Annotated in this window: 18 protein-coding genes; 16 read left to right on the top strand and 2 right to left on the bottom strand. The window is 37.2% G+C overall.

What is annotated here, in order from left to right; all coding sequences use genetic code 11:
* On the top strand, positions 1 to 1,016 hold a 1,016-nt coding region (locus E1140_RS06320; protein ID WP_155180461.1), incomplete at its 5' end, for an AMP-binding protein.
* Here E1140_RS06320 and E1140_RS06325 read toward each other — a convergent pair.
* The gene (locus E1140_RS06325; RefSeq protein WP_155180464.1) at positions 1,009 to 1,800 is read right to left on the bottom strand and encodes an XRE family transcriptional regulator; all 792 of its coding nucleotides are present in this window, start codon (positions 1,798 to 1,800) and stop codon (positions 1,009 to 1,011) included. The genes E1140_RS06320 and E1140_RS06325 overlap by 8 nt on opposite strands.
* Before the next feature lie 2 nt (positions 1,801 to 1,802).
* Positions 1,803 to 2,063 carry a hypothetical protein gene (locus E1140_RS06330; RefSeq protein WP_155180467.1) on the bottom strand — a complete coding sequence of 87 codons (261 nt, stop codon included), beginning with the start codon at positions 2,061 to 2,063 and terminating at the stop codon, positions 1,803 to 1,805.
* A 117-nt stretch (positions 2,064 to 2,180) separates the two neighbouring features.
* On the opposite strand from E1140_RS06330, the gene E1140_RS06335 reads away from it, so the two are divergent.
* From E1140_RS06335 to gldC, 15 genes are all read left to right on the top strand, one after another.
* Positions 2,181 to 2,831: a protein-L-isoaspartate(D-aspartate) O-methyltransferase gene (locus tag E1140_RS06335; protein ID WP_155180470.1), complete on the top strand. Its 651-nt coding sequence runs from the start codon at positions 2,181 to 2,183 to the stop codon at positions 2,829 to 2,831.
* Positions 2,832 to 2,841: 10 nt separating this feature from the next.
* Positions 2,842 to 3,372, top strand: coding sequence for an acyl-CoA thioesterase (locus E1140_RS06340; protein ID WP_155180474.1), 531 nt, complete (start codon positions 2,842 to 2,844; stop codon positions 3,370 to 3,372).
* The gene (locus E1140_RS06345) at positions 3,369 to 3,932 is read left to right on the top strand and encodes a hypothetical protein (protein ID WP_155180477.1); all 564 of its coding nucleotides are present in this window, start codon (positions 3,369 to 3,371) and stop codon (positions 3,930 to 3,932) included. Before E1140_RS06340 ends, E1140_RS06345 begins: the two co-directional genes overlap by 4 nt.
* A gap of 137 nt (positions 3,933 to 4,069) precedes the next feature.
* Positions 4,070 to 6,358 carry a sodium-translocating pyrophosphatase gene (locus E1140_RS06350; protein ID WP_155180480.1) on the top strand — a complete coding sequence of 763 codons (2,289 nt, stop codon included), beginning with the start codon at positions 4,070 to 4,072 and terminating at the stop codon, positions 6,356 to 6,358.
* A 157-nt stretch (positions 6,359 to 6,515) separates the two neighbouring features.
* Positions 6,516 to 6,950, top strand: a complete 435-nt coding sequence (locus tag E1140_RS06355; protein ID WP_155180482.1) for a DUF2147 domain-containing protein — start codon at positions 6,516 to 6,518, stop codon at positions 6,948 to 6,950.
* A 114-nt stretch (positions 6,951 to 7,064) separates the two neighbouring features.
* A complete protein-coding gene (locus tag E1140_RS06360; protein WP_155180485.1) occupies positions 7,065 to 7,604 on the top strand; it encodes an RNA polymerase sigma factor in 540 nt (179 codons plus the stop codon).
* A gap of 5 nt (positions 7,605 to 7,609) precedes the next feature.
* Positions 7,610 to 8,464: a hypothetical protein gene (locus E1140_RS06365; protein ID WP_155180488.1), complete on the top strand. Its 855-nt coding sequence runs from the start codon at positions 7,610 to 7,612 to the stop codon at positions 8,462 to 8,464.
* A 124-nt stretch (positions 8,465 to 8,588) separates the two neighbouring features.
* The gene (locus E1140_RS06370; protein WP_185153459.1) at positions 8,589 to 9,485 is read left to right on the top strand and encodes a permease-like cell division protein FtsX; all 897 of its coding nucleotides are present in this window, start codon (positions 8,589 to 8,591) and stop codon (positions 9,483 to 9,485) included.
* Positions 9,486 to 9,487: 2 nt separating this feature from the next.
* On the top strand, positions 9,488 to 9,694 hold the full coding sequence (locus tag E1140_RS06375) for a DUF3098 domain-containing protein (protein WP_155180492.1): 207 nt from the start codon (positions 9,488 to 9,490) through the stop codon (positions 9,692 to 9,694).
* A gap of 3 nt (positions 9,695 to 9,697) precedes the next feature.
* The gene (locus E1140_RS06380) at positions 9,698 to 10,492 is read left to right on the top strand and encodes an undecaprenyl-diphosphate phosphatase (protein ID WP_155180495.1); all 795 of its coding nucleotides are present in this window, start codon (positions 9,698 to 9,700) and stop codon (positions 10,490 to 10,492) included.
* Positions 10,492 to 11,160, top strand: coding sequence for a tRNA pseudouridine(55) synthase TruB (gene truB, locus E1140_RS06385; RefSeq protein WP_155180498.1), 669 nt, complete (start codon positions 10,492 to 10,494; stop codon positions 11,158 to 11,160). The genes E1140_RS06380 and truB overlap by 1 nt, the downstream gene beginning before the upstream one ends.
* Positions 11,157 to 12,086 carry a bifunctional riboflavin kinase/FAD synthetase gene (locus tag E1140_RS06390; RefSeq protein ID WP_155180500.1) on the top strand — a complete coding sequence of 310 codons (930 nt, stop codon included), beginning with the start codon at positions 11,157 to 11,159 and terminating at the stop codon, positions 12,084 to 12,086. Before truB ends, E1140_RS06390 begins: the two co-directional genes overlap by 4 nt.
* 4 nt (positions 12,087 to 12,090) lie before the next feature.
* Positions 12,091 to 12,789 carry a CoA transferase subunit A gene (locus E1140_RS06395; protein ID WP_155180503.1) on the top strand — a complete coding sequence of 233 codons (699 nt, stop codon included), beginning with the start codon at positions 12,091 to 12,093 and terminating at the stop codon, positions 12,787 to 12,789.
* Between the two features lie 20 nt (positions 12,790 to 12,809).
* Positions 12,810 to 13,469, top strand: a complete 660-nt coding sequence (locus E1140_RS06400; RefSeq protein WP_155180506.1) for a 3-oxoacid CoA-transferase subunit B — start codon at positions 12,810 to 12,812, stop codon at positions 13,467 to 13,469.
* A 63-nt stretch (positions 13,470 to 13,532) separates the two neighbouring features.
* Positions 13,533 to 13,790: gliding motility protein GldC (gene gldC / locus E1140_RS06405; RefSeq protein WP_155180509.1), on the top strand; the 258-nt coding region annotated here is incomplete at its 3' end.

A 13,790-nucleotide genomic window follows, 5' to 3' on the forward strand; every position in this document is an offset into this window, starting at 1 on the left:
CTTCTCAAAACTCAAAAATTATTATTGAGTTTATAAATTCCTGGCAATCTGGCCAGCAGCGTTTTGAATTTCAAACATCAGGATCAACCGGAGAGCCAAAGAATATAACCATTTCGAGAACTCAGATGGAGTCCAGTGCTAACATGACAATAAAAGCACTGAATTTAGAACCTAATAGTACTTCGCTGCTTTGTATGAATCCAGCTTTTATTGGTGGAAAGATGATGATTGTAAGATCGTTAATAAATCAAATGAATCTTGTGGTAGTAGAACCATCATCCAATCCGTTGAAAGGTTTAGATGAACCAATTGACTTTGCAGCTTTAGTGCCCTTACAGCTTGCCAATATCTTCGAGAGCAAGCAGACTTTTCAAAAACTAAAGAATATTTCAAATGTTATAGTTGGTGGTGGTCAAGTCAGTGACTCCCTGAGACAGGAAATAAAATCATTAGACAACAGCATCTACGCTACTTATGGCATGACCGAAACTGTATCACATATTGGACTCCAACTTTTAAGTAAGCAATCAGATGAGCATCACTTTACTACACTTGATGATGTACAGATTGCTTCAGATGCAAGAGGTTGCCTCACCATTAAATCGGCTGTAACAAACAATACATTGATTGTTACTAATGATCGGGTTGAAATAATCGACTCCAATAAGTTCAAATGGCTTGGCAGAATAGATAATGTAATTAACTCAGGAGGAATAAAGATTCAAATTGAACAAGTCGAAAGCACCATTTCAAAGATTATGAACTCGCTCGATATTGGAAATCGTTTCATTCTTAAGGGCATTAAGGATGATTTACTCGGAGAGAAAGTAACATTAATTATTGAGGGCATTATTGATGACCAGTCACTAGAGATGTTATCTAAAGAACTTGGCTCCAGTCTTCATAAGTATCAAAAGCCCAAAGAAATTCATTTTATCAACAAGTTGGAAGAAACACCAACAAGTAAGATTGTTAGGAATACAGATTATAACGCAGTTAAGAGGGTAACTATTTAGTCTGCTCTTTTAACCTCACTATTTCCTTCTGAAGGTCCAGTACAATAGAAGCCAACTGTTCAGTAGACACTTCATTGTTAGCATTAGCATCTGGAAACTGAACACTGATATAGGCCTTACTTATCCATACTTCTAATATGTCTTCAGCGTCTAGTTGATAAGGTGCATAGTTGCGGTTGTCTGAGACTAGAAAAAGCTTACCATTATCATTGATGTAGTTGAAAACTCGCTTATAAACAATTCCTTCACTTTTAGTAACTAGCACATAAGTCTTACCATTTTTGATATCTCTTATATCATCAATATACTCACCTATAATAATTGTTCCTGGCAATATTGGCAGCATTGAGTCTCCGGTTATTTCAAATGCTCTATAAGTAGCATTTGAAGGCAACATTGGAAGCTTGAATTTTGGGAGTTCCTGAATAAACTCTCTATCAGCATAACCATTTAAGTAGCCAGCGGCAGCCTTCTGAGGAACTAGTTCAATATTCTCTCTCTGATTTTCATCAACGGTTATGGCCAGAACTTCTTTGCCTCTCTTGTATTTACTCACAACTAATTCAGACTCATCAAGTCTGCTCACATCTTTGTTGATTAGAATATCTACAGAAGTTCCGAATATATCAGCCATATTTATGAGGTTGCTGATTCTAGGGTCTGCTCTCCCCTCCTCATAAGCACCAACTAACGAGCGCTTTATTCCTATTCGTTCTGCAAATTGCTCTTGAGTAAGACCAATCTTCTTTCTTAAGTATTTGATATTGTCACTAATCAAACTCATAACTAATTTTTGAAAATCAATAAATGTTCTTTTGACTGCTTTTCTGCTAAGTTATATAAATGTGAATGATAGTAGTTATCTCCAAAAGTCATGTTTTTAACTTCCATTTCAATTTTGTTAACTACCTCTTTCAAAGTCGTTCTTGATTCAGCAAGCATATAGCCATAGAGCTCTTCCTTAGTATCATTGGTTACTATAAATTTTATTTGACACTTCCCCGAGCTTAGTCGCTTGCTTAACAAGCTTAATTTATAATCTTTCATAACTAATTTTATTAGCAATTTATGTTTTATATCTCATAAAGCAAATTATTTAGCTAATTTTATTAGTATTTTTAGTTTAGGGATTTTACTCCAGTTGTTCTAACTTCGTGCCTCAGAATGGAAGATAATTATCGTCATAAAGGCATGCGTAGGTCGTTAGTGCGCATTATAACCGAAAAAGGAATTACTGATTCTAACGTTATTTCAGCTATTGGAAAAATTCCTAGACACTACTTTTTTGATAATGCCCTGGTAGAACATGCCTATCAGGATAAGGCCTTCCCTATTGGTGAGGGTCAGACCATTTCACAGCCGTATACCGTGGCTTTTCAAACTGAAAAACTCAAGATCAAAGCTGGTGATAAGGTATTAGAAGTTGGTACAGGTTCTGGGTATCAGGCATGTGTTTTATTGGAGGTTGGGGCGAATGTTTATACCATAGAGTTTAATAAACCTCTCTATGAAAGAACCAAAGTGTTTTTACCAAAGATGGGCTATTCACCAAAGTTTTTTTATGGTGACGGATCTCAAGGGTTAAAAGCTCATGCTCCATACGATAAGATAATTGTAACAGCCGGTGCTCCTACTGTTCCTTCTGAGCTAATCAAGCAGTTAAACATTGGGGGAGTTCTGATTATTCCAGTTGGTGATCATAAAAAGCAACGCATGTTGCGCATCACCAAAGAGTCAGACAAAAAAATTAAAAAAGAATCTTTTGATTATTTCAGCTTCGTACCTTTACTGGGTGAACAAGGTTGGAAAAAATAACTATTAATCGATGGCCAAAAAACCTAAACATGTTAAGGAGTCATATGTAACAATGACTGAATTGGTGCTGCCCAATGATACTAATACACTGAACAACCTAATGGGTGGTAGACTAATGCATTGGATGGACATTGTTTCTGCCATCGCTGCACAAAAACATTCCAACAGAATTGTTGTAACAGCCTCTGTAGACAATGTCTCTTTTGGTAAACCTATCCAACTTGGAAATGTTGTGACCCTAAAGGCCCAGGTTACTCGAGCATTCAGCTCTTCTATGGAGGTTAGAATTGATGTTGAAGCTGAGGACATACCAAGTGGTAAAAAGTTTGAAAGCAATAGTGCTTATTTCACCTTCGTGGCTGTAGACCAGTCAGGAAGACCAATAGATGTACCAGAAGCCATACCTGAAACTGACGAGGAAAAAGAGTATTATGCGGGAGCTTTGAGAAGAAGACAACTGCGTTTAGTACTTGCAGGTCGAATGAAGCCGAATGACGCCTCAGAGCTAAAGTCAATTTTCAATTTTGAACCTACTTCATGAGCGACCTAAACTTTCTTAAATCATTCTTAACTGAGGATCTTTATATTATTAAAGAAAATCAAAAGGAAACTGCCCCATACACACAGGCCGAAGAGAAAGCACCACAAAAGGAATATCAGGAAAAAGAGTCGACTGAAGAAAGTTCTATCATTAATGAACCTGTCGAAGAAATAAAAACAAAACCTTTTCCTCCTCATAAAGGGTCATTTAATAAGAAGATATTTATTGCTGTTCAGGATAATGACAATGAGTTCATTAATGACAGCGAATTAGAATTTCTGCTAAAAATACTAGGAGCTGTTAAGCTATCACTAGACGATGTTGCCATTATAAATGCTGCAAAAAGTAAAATTGAATTAACAGACCTTATGGTTTGGTCGGCTACTCACTATTTAAGTTTTACGGCAGAACCAATTTCCCAGCACAATTCACAGTTCTATACTCCGTTTCAAGAAGATACAGTACAATGCCTTAGCTGTGACAAGCTGAAAGAAATTGCAGCAGATAAAGGCAAGAAACAACAGCTTTGGACCGCTCTGCAACAATTGTTTTTGAAATAACCTCCTGCGAAAGGATGTTTTAAGGAATTTGTTTTAAAATAATCGCAGTTATTCTATATTTGCGCAGTTTTTTCATAAGGGCGTGACCGCCCTTTTTGAATTTTTTAGAGTATATAAATTAATTTTTAACAAATAAGATGGAGAATATTATTTACATAGTTCCTGTACTTGGACTAGTTGGTCTCTTAGTAATGGCCGTAAAATCAAGTTGGGTCAAAAAGCAAGATGCTGGTGATGATAAAATGAAAGAAATTGCAACCAGTATCAAAGAAGGTGCCTTGGCCTTTCTAAATGCTGAGTACAAATTGCTTTTTGTATTTGTAATTATTGCTTCAATTGCCCTTTTCGGGATTTCAATGGTAGTTGCTACCACTTCCTGGATGATCATTCCAGCTTTTATTTTCGGTGCTATATTCTCTGCGCTTGCCGGAAATATAGGAATGCGTATTGCAACTGAGTCTAATGTTAGAACAACACAAGCCGCTCGAACTAGTCTTCCACAAGCTTTAAAAGTATCATTTACTGGAGGAACGGTTATGGGACTTGGAGTTGCCGGACTCGCAGTATTAGGGTTGAGTTTATTCTTCCTATTATTTTTAAGCCAGTTCATGAGTCAGTCAGGCTCATTTTATGATAATATGACTATGGTTCTGGAATCATTAGCTGGTTTCTCACTAGGAGCTGAATCAATAGCGCTTTTTGCTCGTGTTGGCGGTGGTATTTATACAAAAGCTGCTGATGTTGGTGCTGACCTAGTTGGTAAAGTTGAAGCTGGCATTCCAGAAGATGATCCTCGTAACCCAGCCACCATTGCTGATAATGTTGGTGATAACGTTGGTGATGTTGCAGGTATGGGAGCTGACTTGTTCGGATCGTATGTTGCTACAGTTTTGGCTTCTATGGTATTAGGAAACTATATCATCAAAGATATGTCTGAAGCTTCTGGAACACAATTCACAGATGCATTTAACGGAATGGGTCCTATCCTTCTTCCTATTGTTATTGCTGGTGTTGGAATTATAGCTTCTATTATTGGAACATTCTTTATCAAAATAAAAGATAATAATGCAAAAGAAGCTGAAGTGCAAAAGGCATTAAACTTAGGCAACTGGGTTTCGATAGGTCTTACTGCTATTTCTACATATTTGTTAATTGACTTGATGCTGCCTGAAGTAATCAGCATGAAATTTTTTGGTGAAGGCATCAAGGAAATAGCTAATATCAATGTTTTCTATGCTACTTTAATAGGCCTCGCAGTTGGTGGGTTAATCAGCGCATTTACTGAATACTATACTGGTCTTGGTAAAAAACCTGTACTTAATATTGTTCAAAACTCTTCAACTGGTGCTGGAACTAATATTATTGCTGGTTTGGCAACTGGTATGATATCTACATTCTCTTCAGTTTTATTATTTGCAGTTGCTATTTGGGGTTCTTATGAACTTGCAGGATTCTATGGCGTTGCCATTGCTGCTTCTGCTATGATGGCAACTACTGCCATGCAATTAGCAATTGATGCTTTTGGTCCTATTGCCGATAACGCGGGTGGTATTGCTGAAATGAGTGAGCTTCCTAAAGAGGTTAGAGAAAGAACTGACATCTTAGACTCTGTGGGTAACACTACTGCTGCTGTTGGTAAAGGGTTTGCTATTGCTTCTGCAGCATTAACAGCTCTTGCGCTATTTGCTGCTTATGTGACTTTTACTGGAATTGACGGAATCAACATATTTAAAGCAGATGTACTAGCTGCCTTGTTCATTGGAGGTATGATACCTGTTGTATTCTCAGCATTAGCTATGCAGTCTGTTGGTAAAGCAGCCATGGAAATGGTGAATGAAGTAAGAAGACAGTTTAGAGAAATACCAGGGATCATGGAAGGTACAGGCAAACCAGAGCATGGTAAGTGTGTTGAAATTTCAACCAAAGCGGCTCTGAAAGAAATGATGCTTCCTGGCGCATTAACAATTATAACTCCTATCATAATTGGTTTTGTAATGGGGCCTGAAGCTTTAGGTAGCTATATGGCCGGTGTTGCAGTTTCTGGTGTTGTTTGGGCTATCTTTCAAAATAATGCAGGTGGTGCATGGGATAACGCTAAAAAGTCATTTGAAGCTGGCGTAATGATCAATGGAGAAATGACTTATAAAGGTTCTGAAGCTCATAAAGCAGCAGTAACTGGCGACACAGTAGGTGATCCTTTCAAGGATACCTCAGGGCCATCAATGAACATTCTAATTAAACTTACTTGTTTGATCGGTCTTGTTATCGCACCAATATTAGGTGAAATATACGGTGGTAAATCTCATGGCGAACCTGAATCTAATATTACTCCAATAGAGATTCATATTAACGATGAAACCTCTACTGAAGATAATGCTACTACTGTTGAAGTAACAGAAGAAATGATGGCCGAAGAAGCTAAATAAAATAACTTGACTTAGTAAAAAGGGGAATTGGAAACAATTCCCCTTTTTATTTACCCTGAGGTAGGCTTTAAAAGGCTCTTACCGATCGATACACTGACATCAACTTTTTTAGTTAGTCAGTAATTGAATATATTTATCAGTTGCTAAAAAAATCTTAATGAAAATCATCAGAACATTATTATTATTCTTTTTTATCGTCTGTTCATATTCCGTTCAGGCACAGGACATTTTAGGTAAGTGGAAAACCATTGACGATGAAACTGGCGAAGCCAAATCAGTTGTTGAGATTTACAAAAAAGATGGTTTATACTATGGCCAAATAGTTAAACTTTTCAGGAACAAGAATCAAGATCCAGACCCAGTATGTGATAAATGCCCGGAAAATGACGAGCGCTTTAATCAAAAAGTTATAGGCATGGAAATCATCAAAGGTTTGTCAAAATCTGGCGATGAATACACCGGTGGAACTGTACTAAAGCCAGATGAAGGAAAAATATACAAATGCAAGATTTGGGTTGAAGACAACAAATTGATGATTAGAGGTTATTGGGGAATATTTTACAGAACACAGGAATGGCTGAAATACGAGTAAATAGGCACATAGCACCATTTAACCCATATTTAGGTCACTCATCTAAATATTCAACTTTTGTTGTAAGCAAGTTGGTTACCAAAGTATTTCCGATTGTATAAAACCAAGAGCTCCATGAAAGAAAATGAGATTTTTGATAAAATATGCAAGGGAGACGAAAAGGCACTTGAGCTACTTTATCAAAAGTATTATAGGATGATGACTAAGATGGTCATCTCCAATAGTGGGACAGAGCAAGAAGCTAAAGATATCTATCAGGATGCTTTAGTCGTGTTTTGGCAAAAGGCTGTGAGTGGCAATTTAGTATTGACATCTAAGATCAGCACTTACATATATAGTATTTGTCAAAACCTTTGGAGAAAGGAGCTTGAGCGAAAAAAACGCTTATCTAGTGAGGAAAAGGATTCTGTAGAATTGCCTCAGCATGATAAAGAAGAAAGAGCAAAGTTGATAAATAAGTGTATTAGCCAAATGGGCGATACATGTAAAAAAGTATTGATGTACTACTATTTCGATGGGTTGTCAATGCAGGATATTGCAGATAAATTAGGTTTTGCAAATACTAATACTGCTAAGACAAAGAAATATAAGTGCAAACAAAAATTAGATGAACTAGTCAAGTCTCAATATAGTGAGCATGACTTTCTTGATTAAAGAATATGAGCAATAACGATTTAATAAATTCCTACTTCGAAGGCGCGATGACTGAGGTTGAAAAGCAGGATTTTTTGAACCTTGTAAGCAGCGATCCTGCAATGAAAAAAGAATTTGATTTTCAGCAAGACGTAATTGAAGGGCTTAAAAATGCACGGATAGCAGAGCTTAAGGCTCGCCTTGATAATGTGGCTGTTGGTGGTGGCTATACAGGAAGCATTATTTCTAAAGTTGCTGTGGTTGGAGCTGTTGCCCTTGTAGCTGGGCTTGCTTATTATTTTAATCAGCCGTCAACTGAGACTATTGAAGTAGCCCCAAAAGAAGTGGTGGAAGATGTTAATAATCTCATTACGGAACAACCAGAAATAGAGCAAGTGGCATCTGAAGAATCTTCTAATACAATGGCCGAAGAGTCTCAAGTAAATGAAGAACCTACACGTATTACTAGTCGCAAACCTGCTAAAAAAGAAGAGGTTGAAATTAATAAACCTCAATTAGTAGAGCCTCTTGACCTTTCTGAAGAAGGTGATGAAGATTTAGACGTACCGGAGGCTGTTTTAAATAAGAAAAGTGAAACCAGCAATCCAGCCATAGATGTTGAAATTGATAATAGTAAAAAGAAGTACTCTTTCCACTACCAATTAAAAGATGGAAGACTATTTCTTTATGGAGCTTTTGATAAAGGCCTTTATGAAATACTAGAATTCAACACTTCAAAGGGGAAAACTTTATACTTATATTATAAAGAAAGCTATTATGGCTTAAGTAAAACGCAATCAGAAATAACTCCATTGAGTGAAGTTAAAGATGCCGCATTGCTGAATAAGCTGGAACAAGTTAGGATTGATATAAAAGAGTAACTTTTATATATACCGAGTATGACCCCTGTTTGATCCGCCTTTCAATCAGGGGTCTTTTTTTTACGCTTTATTAACACTACGGGAAAGAATAATTTACTTATTTTTGAATCACTAAAAAGAAGGCGTGGATAAAGAAACCAGATCAAGAAAGAAAAAGAAATTAGGAAGCTACCCTTCCGTTAGTGTAGTTTTTAGTATTGCCTTATCCCTATTCGTTATTGGTCTTTTTGGGCTACTTCTGCTCCACACCAATAAGCTTACTGAGATTATCAAGGATAATATTGAAGTACAGGTTTACCTCAATAAGGAGATCACAAGCAATCAAAGAATCCAAGTTCAAAAATCAATTTCTGCAAAACCTTTTGTAGCTAAAGCTGGAGAAGAGCTTCAAATTAGCTTTGTATCTAAAGAAGAGGCCGAAAAGCAATTCATTGAAGAAACTGGAGAAGACTTTACTAAGTTTCTTGGGGAAAACCCATTACGCGATGCTTTCATCATTAATATTGCACAGGAGTATCAGGATGCTGAAAACCTAAAGCAAATTAAGGCTGAATTAGAAACGTTAAGTGGTGTATTTGAGGTTGAGTATATGGAAAGCCTTGTAGACTCCATAAATCAAAATGTTACCAAGATTAGCCTGGTACTGGCAGGATTTGCGCTAATTCTATTATTGGTAGTTATCATTTTAATAAACAATACCATTAAACTAGCACTTTTCTCACAGCGCTTCTTAATAAGAAGTATGCAACTGGTAGGTGCTAAATCAGGATTCATCCAAAAACCATTTCTGGCTAGATCTTTATACTATGGTGTTTTAGCTGGCATATTTGCATCTGCCGGACTATATGGACTTTTGAGGTTTGCCAACAATAAAATAGACGACTTGTCCGCATTACAGGAAATGGATAAGATATTTATCCTTTTTGTATCCTTACTTTTAATAGGTGCATTAATTGGTTTTGCAAGTACTTACCGTGCTATACGCAAATATCTAAAATTGTCATTAGACGAATTATATTAACTATGGAGAACAAAAACATGCCTTTTGGCAAAAAGAACTACACTATTATGCTCGCTGGTTTGGCGGTAATTATAGTCGGTTTTGTTATTATGAGTTCTGACCCTGAGCCCTTTGGCTTTGGCTTCCTTGGTCTCACATTAGGGCCTTTGGTGGTTTTCTGTGGTTTTCTGATTGAAATTGGCGCCATTCTTTACAATCCTAAAAAGTAATTAATGAATTACCTTGAGGCTCTTATCCTTGGTATAATACAAGGACTGACTGAGTTTTTACCTGTTAGTAGCAGCGGCCACCTTGAAATCGGATCCTACCTACTCGGAGTCAAAGGAAGTAACAACTTGCTATTTGCAATTATTGTGCATGGTGCTACAGCATTAAGTACAATAGTAGTCTTCAGAAAAGATATCCTAGAGCTGATCCTAGGGCTTTTAAAGTTTAAATGGAATGAGGAAACTCAATTCGTTACAAAAATTGCTCTATCTATGATTCCCGTTGGAGTAGTTGGAGTTCTTTTTGAGGATAAAATTGAAGCTATGTTCAATGGAAATATCATATTTGTAGCCTCAATGCTTGCCATTACAGGGTTCTTACTATTGCTTACTTACTACGCAAAGCCCAAAGATGGAAAGGTATCTTTTGGTAAGGCCATCATTATTGGATTAGCTCAGACAATAGCTATTTTGCCGGGTATTTCCAGGTCAGGATCCACAATATCTACAGCACTTATGTTAGGTGTAGAAAGATCCAAAGCGGCAAGGTTTTCCTTCCTTATGGTGCTCCCTCCTATTTTAGGAGCAACACTTTTAAAAGTGTTGGATTTTGTGAAAGCTCCTGAGTCAGCAGCTGGAATTGATACTTTTGTACTAATAATAGGATTTGCAGCTGCCTTTGTTTCAGGACTTTTGGCTTGCACCTGGATGATCAATATTGTCAAAAAAGGCAAACTGATCTATTTTGCATATTACTGTTTTATAGTCGCGGGAATTGTTTTCATAAATGCTCTGCTATAATGGATCCAAATGCAGCACCCCAAGATCCTGGAACAGTTATATTAGTTGATAAGCCCTTAAACTGGACGTCATTTGATATTGTAAAAAAGTTGCGCTATCACTTAAAAGTCAAAAAAATAGGCCATGCGGGGACACTAGATCCTTTGGCTACTGGCTTGTTGATATTATGCACAGGTAAAAAGACTAAACAAATAGAAACATATCAGGCTCAGGAAAAAGAATACACTGGAACCTTCACAATTGGGGCTACTACACCATCATATGACTTGGAAACTGAAGTTGAAAACATAAAAGACTTCAGTCATATAAAACAAGACGACTTAATAAAAGCCTCTGAATCCCTAACAGGGATAATCGATCAGATCCCTCCCATTTTTTCAGCTATTAAAGTTGATGGAAAAAGAGCCTATAAAGGAGCTAGAAACGGTGAGGAAGTTAAGCTTAAATCAAGAGAAGTTGAGGTTAAGGAATTTGAATTAACAGAGGTTAATTTGCCAGTTGTAGCATTTAAAATAGTTTGTTCAAAAGGAACATATATAAGAAGTCTGGCAAGAGATTTTGGAGAGATACTCGGAGTTGGAGCCTACTTATCATCGTTAAGAAGAACCAGAATTGGTGATTTTAATGTTGATGATGCCGAGACAATAGAAGAATTGACTAAAAAATGAATATCTATCACAGACTTGAGGATTTCAAACCACTAGACTTCGCAGTAGTTACCAGCGGCACGTTTGATGGTGTTCATGTGGGGCATCAACAAATATTAAAGCGTGTAAATGAAGTGGCAAAAGCCAATAATGGAGAAAGTGTCCTTATCACCTATTGGCCTCATCCCAGGTTAGTCTTATATCCTGATGACACAGAATTAAGGTTATTGAACACATTCGAAGAGAAAGCTGATCTATTACGAGATCAAGGAATTGATCATTTACTAAGAATTCCTTTTACAAAGGAATTTTCACAGCTCACATCAGAGCAGTTCATTCAGAAAGTACTAATCCAGACCATTAATACTAAGAAACTGGTGATTGGCTATGATCACAGGTTCGGAAACAACCGCGAGGGCAGATTTGAACAGCTAAAGGCAAATTCAGTTAACTATGGTTTTGAAGTTGAAGAAATACCAAAGCAGGAAGTGGATCACGTTGGTGTTAGTTCAACTAAAATTAGAAACTCGCTACTTCAAGGTGAAGTTGACCTGGCCAATGATCTATTAGGCTCTGAATATTCAATGATTGGGCGTGTAATCAAAGGTGAGAAAATTGGTCGAATTATCGGTTTCCCAACAGCTAACCTCGAAATAGAAATGCGTCATAAGCTTATTCCAGCTGATGGTGCATATGCTGTAAAAGTAGTGTCAAATAGAACTACTTTTAACGGAATGCTCAATATTGGTTATAGACCAACCGTAAATGGTAAAGTCAAAAGCATAGAAGTTCATATATTTGACTTCGTAAACGATATCTATGGCGAAAACCTTAAGATTTTGTTTGTTAAGAGAATAAGAGCTGAGCAGAAATTTGCTGATATAGATGCTCTTAAGTCTCAGCTTGCAATTGACAAAAAAGAAAGCCTTAAAATTTTAAATACTTAAGCCTATGATTAACAAAGTTGTAAAGGATGCCGATGAAGCAGTTAAAGACATTCCGGACAATGCCATACTCATGTTAGGTGGCTTCGGATTATGTGGAATACCTGAAAACTGTATCAGCGCACTATTAAAAACTGGTGTTAAAGGATTGACATGTATATCTAACAATGCCGGAGTAGATGATTTTGGTATTGGCCTAATGCTTAAGACCAGACAAGTGAAAAAGATGATCTCATCTTATGTAGGCGAAAATGCCGAATTTGAAAGGCAACTTCTTGCAGGTGAATTGGAAGTTGACCTCATACCACAAGGCACTCTGGCCGAACGAGTTAGAGCAGGTGGTGCTGGCATTCCTGCTTTCTTCACTCCTGCCGGTTATGGAACAGAAGTAGCTGAAGGCAAAGAAGTGCGCGAGTTTGATGGAAAAAAATATTTAATGGAATCTTGGTTACAAGCAGACTTTGCACTTGTTAAGGCTTGGAAGGGTGATTCGGCTGGCAATTTAGTTTTCAAAGGAACTGCACGTAATTTCAATCCTATGATGGCAACTGCAGGCAAAATTACAATTGCAGAAGTTGAAGAGCTCGTTCCACTTGGAACATTGGATCCTAACGAGATTCACACCCCAGGCATATATGTTCAAAGGATATTTGAGGGTAAGAATTACGAGAAGAGGATTGAACAGCGCACTGTAACCAATAGATAATTTTCAAAACCAATTAAGTCATGCTTGATAAAATAGGAATTGCAAAAAGAATAGCTCAAGAAGTAAGAGGCGGATGGTATATCAACCTGGGTATTGGCATTCCCACTTTGGTGGCGAACTACATACCCGACAATATAGATGTGGTTTTACAATCTGAAAACGGTCTTTTAGGTATTGGTCCTTTCCCTTATGATGAAGATGTGGATGCAGACCTTATTAATGCTGGTAAACAAACAGTAAGTATGATGCCTGGTTCAGTTCTGTTTAATTCTGCTGAGAGTTTTGCCATGATCAGAGGTGGTCATGTTGATTTAACCATTCTTGGTGCTATGGAAGTCTCTGAAAACGGTGATATCGCCAATTGGAAAATACCTGGCAAAATGGTTAAAGGTATGGGTGGTGCCATGGACTTGGTTGCTTCTGCTGAAAATATCATTGTAGCCATGCAGCATTGCAGTAAGTCGGGGGCCTCAAAGTTATTAAAATCTTGCTCCCTCCCTATTACAGGTATAAAGTGCGTGAAAAAAATAGTCACAGATATGGCTGTATTAGACATACTTCCTGAAGGTGGTTTCCGATTATTAGAAAGAGCACCAGGAGTTAGTGTTGAGGATATCAAAGCAGCAACTGAAGGCAAGCTAATAGTAGAAGGCGATATACCTGAAATGACTATAAACTAATTATAAACAAATAAATTCACTGAATACATAACGTATTCGATATTTTACATTCATAAGCAATCAATGAAAAAATCCGAAATCAATTTCACGGTAGAATTAGATGATGAAAACATTCCAGAAACTATATCATGGAATGCCACAGAAAAAGGAGACGACCAACCAGAGGAAACAAAGTCTATAAGTATTTCGCTTTGGGATCACAACCAAAAAAACACAATGCGCATAGATCTATGGACAAAGGACATGCCCGTTGACGAAATGAAGAGATTTTATATCGATTGTTTGGGAGGTTTAGCACAGAGTGTTTTAAACAGTACAGGT

It is taken from the genome of Fulvivirga lutimaris, assembly GCF_009711525.1.
In the GTDB taxonomy this organism is placed as follows: Bacteria; Bacteroidota; Bacteroidia; order Cytophagales; family Cyclobacteriaceae; genus Fulvivirga; species Fulvivirga lutimaris.